General features: G+C 70.8%; 4 protein-coding genes. 1 reads left to right on the forward strand and 3 read right to left on the reverse strand.

Annotation, left to right across the window (positions count from 1 at the left end; genetic code table 11):
• The 3 genes from FV228_RS22250 to FV228_RS22260 all read right to left on the reverse strand — a co-directional run.
• Nucleotides 1-716 (reverse strand): NtaA/DmoA family FMN-dependent monooxygenase (locus FV228_RS22250; RefSeq protein ID WP_147856592.1); only part of this gene is annotated, 716 nt, incomplete at its 3' end.
• Nucleotides 717-729: 13 nt separating this feature from the next.
• Nucleotides 730-1,773 (reverse strand): LLM class flavin-dependent oxidoreductase, encoded by a 1,044-nt coding sequence (locus FV228_RS22255; RefSeq protein WP_147856593.1) that lies wholly within the window; start codon nt 1,771-1,773, stop codon nt 730-732.
• A 4-nt stretch (nt 1,774-1,777) separates the two neighbouring features.
• On the reverse strand, nt 1,778-2,764 hold the full coding sequence (locus FV228_RS22260; protein WP_147856594.1) for an ABC transporter substrate-binding protein: 987 nt from the start codon (nt 2,762-2,764) through the stop codon (nt 1,778-1,780).
• A gap of 437 nt (nt 2,765-3,201) precedes the next feature.
• Here FV228_RS22260 and FV228_RS22265 point away from each other — a divergent pair.
• A partial coding sequence (locus tag FV228_RS22265) for an ATP-binding cassette domain-containing protein (RefSeq protein WP_147856595.1) occupies nt 3,202-4,058 on the forward strand: 857 nt, incomplete at its 3' end.

The raw sequence follows: 4,058 nt of genomic DNA on the forward strand, positions 1-4,058 counted from the left end.
TGGGCGAGGGAGAACACCGCGTCCGCGGTGGCGGCGGCGAGGTCGCGGCCGTCCTCCGAGCCGCCGGCCTGCACGGTCACGGGCCTCCCTTGCGGCGAGCGCGGCACGGTGAGCGGGCCGGCGACGCTGTAATGGGTGCCGCGATGGTCGATCGCGTGGACCTTGGCGCCGTCGGCGAAGCGGCCGCTCGCCTTGTCGCCCACCAGGGCGTCGTCCTCCCAGCTGTCCCAGAGGGCGTGGACGACCTCCGTGAACTCGCGGGCGCGGGCGTAGCGCGCCCCGTGCTCGGAGACCCCGGCGAAGCCGAAATTGCGGCCCGCGGCGGCGTCCGCCGTGGTGACCACGTTCCAGCCGACCCGGCCGCGGCTGACGAGGTCGAGGGTCGCGAAGCGCCGGGCCAGGTTGTAGGGCTCGTTGTAGCTGGTCGAGGCGGTCGCGATCAGCCCGACATGAGTGGTCGCCGCAGCCACGCTCGCCAGCACGATGGTCGGTTCGAGGGCCATGAACGGCCGGTAGTCGATCCGGTCGTTGATCGCCGGCGTGTCGGCCAAGAAGATCGCATCGAACTTGCCCCGCTCCGCGATGCGGGCGACCCGCACGTAGTGGTCGATGTCGACGAAGGCGTCCGGCCGGCTGTCCGGCAATCGCCAGGCCGAGGGATAGACGCCGGAATGCAGCAGGTTGACGTTGAGGTGAAGCTGGCGCTGCGCGGTCATCGAAGGTCCCGGATCAGCGGACGCGCGGCAGGACGTGCTCGGCGAACCGGCGCATCTCTGCCTCGAACGGCTGGAACTGCAGCATGAACAGGGCGATGCCGGCCTCGTGGAAGGCGCGGATGCGGGCCGCCACCGTCTCGTAGCTGCCCACAAGCCCGGCCGCGGTGCCGCCGTTGGTGCCGACATGGCGGCTCGCCGCCGCGTCGGTCTTGGCGAACATCACGCTCGCCGTATCGGTCCGGGCGCGGGTGTCGGCGCGCAAAGCCGCGTCGCGCTGCGCCAGGGCGAGGAGGCGGTCGTGCTCGGCATGGGCCGCCGCGTCGGTCTCGCGGGCGATGACGAAGGCCGAGAGGCCGTGGCGCAAAGGCCCGTTGGCCGCTTGCCGTCGGCGCATGTCGGCGATCAATTCGCGGACGTCGCCCAGCGGCTGGCCGTTGATGAACCAGACGTCGGCATGGTCGGCCGCCAGCGCCCGGGCGGGCTCGGATTCGCCGCCGACATAGATCCGGGGCCGCGGCCGATGGGTGCCGGCCGGGCGAAGCTGGTAGTCCTGGACCTGGAAATGCGCGTCCGACGCTGTGACGCGCTCACCCCGCATCAAGCGGTCCACGAGGCCGATCCACGCACGCCCGTAGGCATAGCGGTCGTCATGGGCCGGGAATGGTAGGCCGGCCCGCTCGAACTCGGCCCGGTTCCAGGCATTCACGAGGTTCAGCGCGAAGCGGCCGCCACTGATATGCTCGATCTGGAGGGCCATCTTGGCCAGCACCACCGGGTGGTACAGACCCGGCTTGATCGCCGCGATGATCTCGATGCGCCGGGTCAGGGCCGCCAAGGCCGCCGCGGCGGTCCAGGCTTCGAGCTGGTCGCGCGCCTCGTCGTAGGGGTTCATCGTGTGCTGCGCGACCAGCACGGAATCGAAGCCCAGCGCCTCGGCTTCGAGCACCAGGGCGCGGTTGCGCTCCCAGCTCGCGTCGTCCGGCTCGTCGGGGTCGTGGTGGGCGGCCCGGGAGCCGTGGACGGCGGCCCAGATGCCGAAACGAGGTGCGTCGGCCATGGGGTCAGCCCTTCACCGCCGGCGGCGTCCAGAGCGGGACAGCGGTGGCGTCGATCCGGCGCGGGATCAGCTTGGCGTCGAGGAAGGTGTCGGCGATCGCCTGCTGCTCGCCGAGCTGAGCCCGCTCCACCGGCTCCACCAGGTAAGTGCGCCGGGCGTTGGCCGCGGCCACGACGGCGGGGGGCAGGTCGCCCCAGACGGGGGCGAGCAGCGCCACCGCCGCCTCCGGGTTGGCCTTCGCCCACTGGCCCGCTTCGACCAGCGCCCGGTACACGATGGCCACCACCTCCGGATGGGCGGCGACGAAGCTGTCGTTCACGAGGTAGTAGCGGTGGTAGCTGGTCAGGCCGGATCCGTCGGCGATGGTGCGCACCGGCCGCTTGGCCTCGGCGAAGGCCAGGAACGGGTCCCAGATCGACCACGCATCGAGGCTGCCCTGCTCGAACGCGGCGGCCCCCTCGGGCGCCTGGAGATAGGCCGGCCGAATGTCGTCGAAGCCCAGGCCGGCCCGCTTCAGCGCTGCGGCCAGGACGTAATGGCTGCCGGACCCGCGCGAGACGCCCACCGTACGCCCCTTGAGGTCGGCGACCGTGCGGATCGGGGACTCCGCCGGCACGATGATGGCCTCGGCAGCCGGCGCGCCGCGCTCGCGGGCGTAGAAGGTCAGGGGCGCCCGCGCCGACTGGGTGAAGATCGGCACCGCGTCGGCGACGTCGGCATGGATGTCGACCGCGCCGGCATTCATCGGTTCGAGGACGTTTGTGAACAGGTGCCAGGTCGGCGTGAAGCCGAGCGGCGCCAGGCGCTCGGCCAGGGTGCCTTTCACCTTGAGGATCGTGAACAGCACCGAGGAGCGCTGCATGCTGATCTTCACCTCGCGCGCCGCCGCATGCACCGCGGGCGACGCGAAGGGCAGCGCCGCCGCGCCCAGGCCGGCCAAGAGCAGCGTCCGGCGGGACGGGGACCGTCCTGCGGGCATATCGTCGGTCATCGTGGTCTCCGGTCGGCAGGCGCCCGTTCGCGTACGTGCCGGAACCGAAATGGCCGGTTCGACGGCGGCTGGAGCGCGATCACTATTGAAGCTCGCGGGCGGGGGGCGATCAATGAAACGAGGTTTCGAATGCGCGGCGCTTCGAAGATCAGACCTTCTGCATGGGCCGCAGGATGGAGGATGAAGACTTCGGGCGACGGAGTTATCCGCGGAACCGCGCGATGCTCTCTCGACCGCGAGCGCCGCCACATGTCGACTGCAGGTGGAATAAAAATCTACCGTTTGGCAAAATAATAAGAAGATAATCTCTGTCGGCGGGCAACTATGTACCCGGCTTTCCTTGACCCCGCTCGGCGTCGAACGTCATACAGATTGCTCCCAGATCACCCGATCGTATTGCGGACCCGCGGGTCCCGCTCGAGGAGCACCCACAGGCTGTGTCCACCCTGCCGTCGCCCCGCCAACCCGCCGACACGCCGCTGATCCGGTTCGAGAACGTCTCGAAGACCTATCCGGCGCGGAAGGGCGCGGCGCTGGTCACGGCGCTGTCCGGGATCGACCTCTCCGTTCCGGCCGGGACCATCCTCGGGGTGATCGGGCGCTCCGGCGCGGGCAAGTCGACGCTGATCCGCCTGATCAACGGCCTCGAACGGCCGAGCGCAGGGCGGGTGATGGTCGGCGACGCGGAGGTGTCGAGCCTGCCCGAGCGGGACTTGCGGCGGGTGCGCGCCCGGGTCGGCATGATCTTCCAGCACTTCAACCTGCTGTCCTCGCGGAATGTGGCCGACAACGTCGCCCTCCCCCTGGAACTCGCGGGCTGGAAACGCGCGGCGATCCGCGCCCGCGTGGCGGAACTGCTCGCCCTCGTCGGGCTGGAGGCTCAGGCCGGGCGATATCCGGCGGAGCTGTCGGGCGGCCAGAAGCAGCGGGTCGGCATCGCCCGGGCGCTCGCCACCGAGCCCGACGTGCTGCTCTCCGACGAGGCCACCTCCGCCCTCGACCCGGAGACCACCCGGTCGATCCTGGCCCTGTTGAAGCGGATCAACCGCGACCTCGGCCTGACCATCGTGCTCATCACCCACGAGATGTCGGTGATCCGGGCGGTCGCCGACGACGTGGCGGTGATCGACCACGGCGCGATCGTGGAGCGCGGCACGGTCTACGCGGTGTTCACCCGGCCGCAGGCCGAGGTGACCCGCAGCCTTCTCGCCGGCGAGGTCGGTCTCGACCTGCCGGCCGGGCTGGCCGAGCGGATCGGCGGAGATCCGCTCGGCCAGCCGCGCGATGTAGGGTG

Origin of the sequence: Methylobacterium sp. WL18 (assembly GCF_008040015.1) — a bacterium.
GTDB classification, from domain to species: Bacteria; Pseudomonadota; Alphaproteobacteria; order Rhizobiales; family Beijerinckiaceae; genus Methylobacterium; species Methylobacterium mesophilicum.

What these genes read in the sequence shown, in the direction of transcription:
- FV228_RS22255 (WP_147856593.1), bottom strand. Translation starts at nt 1,773, where the DNA reads ATGGCCGACGCACCTCGTTTCGGCATCTGGGCCGCCGTCCACGGCTCC.
- FV228_RS22260 (WP_147856594.1), bottom strand. Translation starts at nt 2,764, where the DNA reads ATGACCGACGATATGCCCGCAGGACGGTCCCCGTCCCGCCGGACGCTG.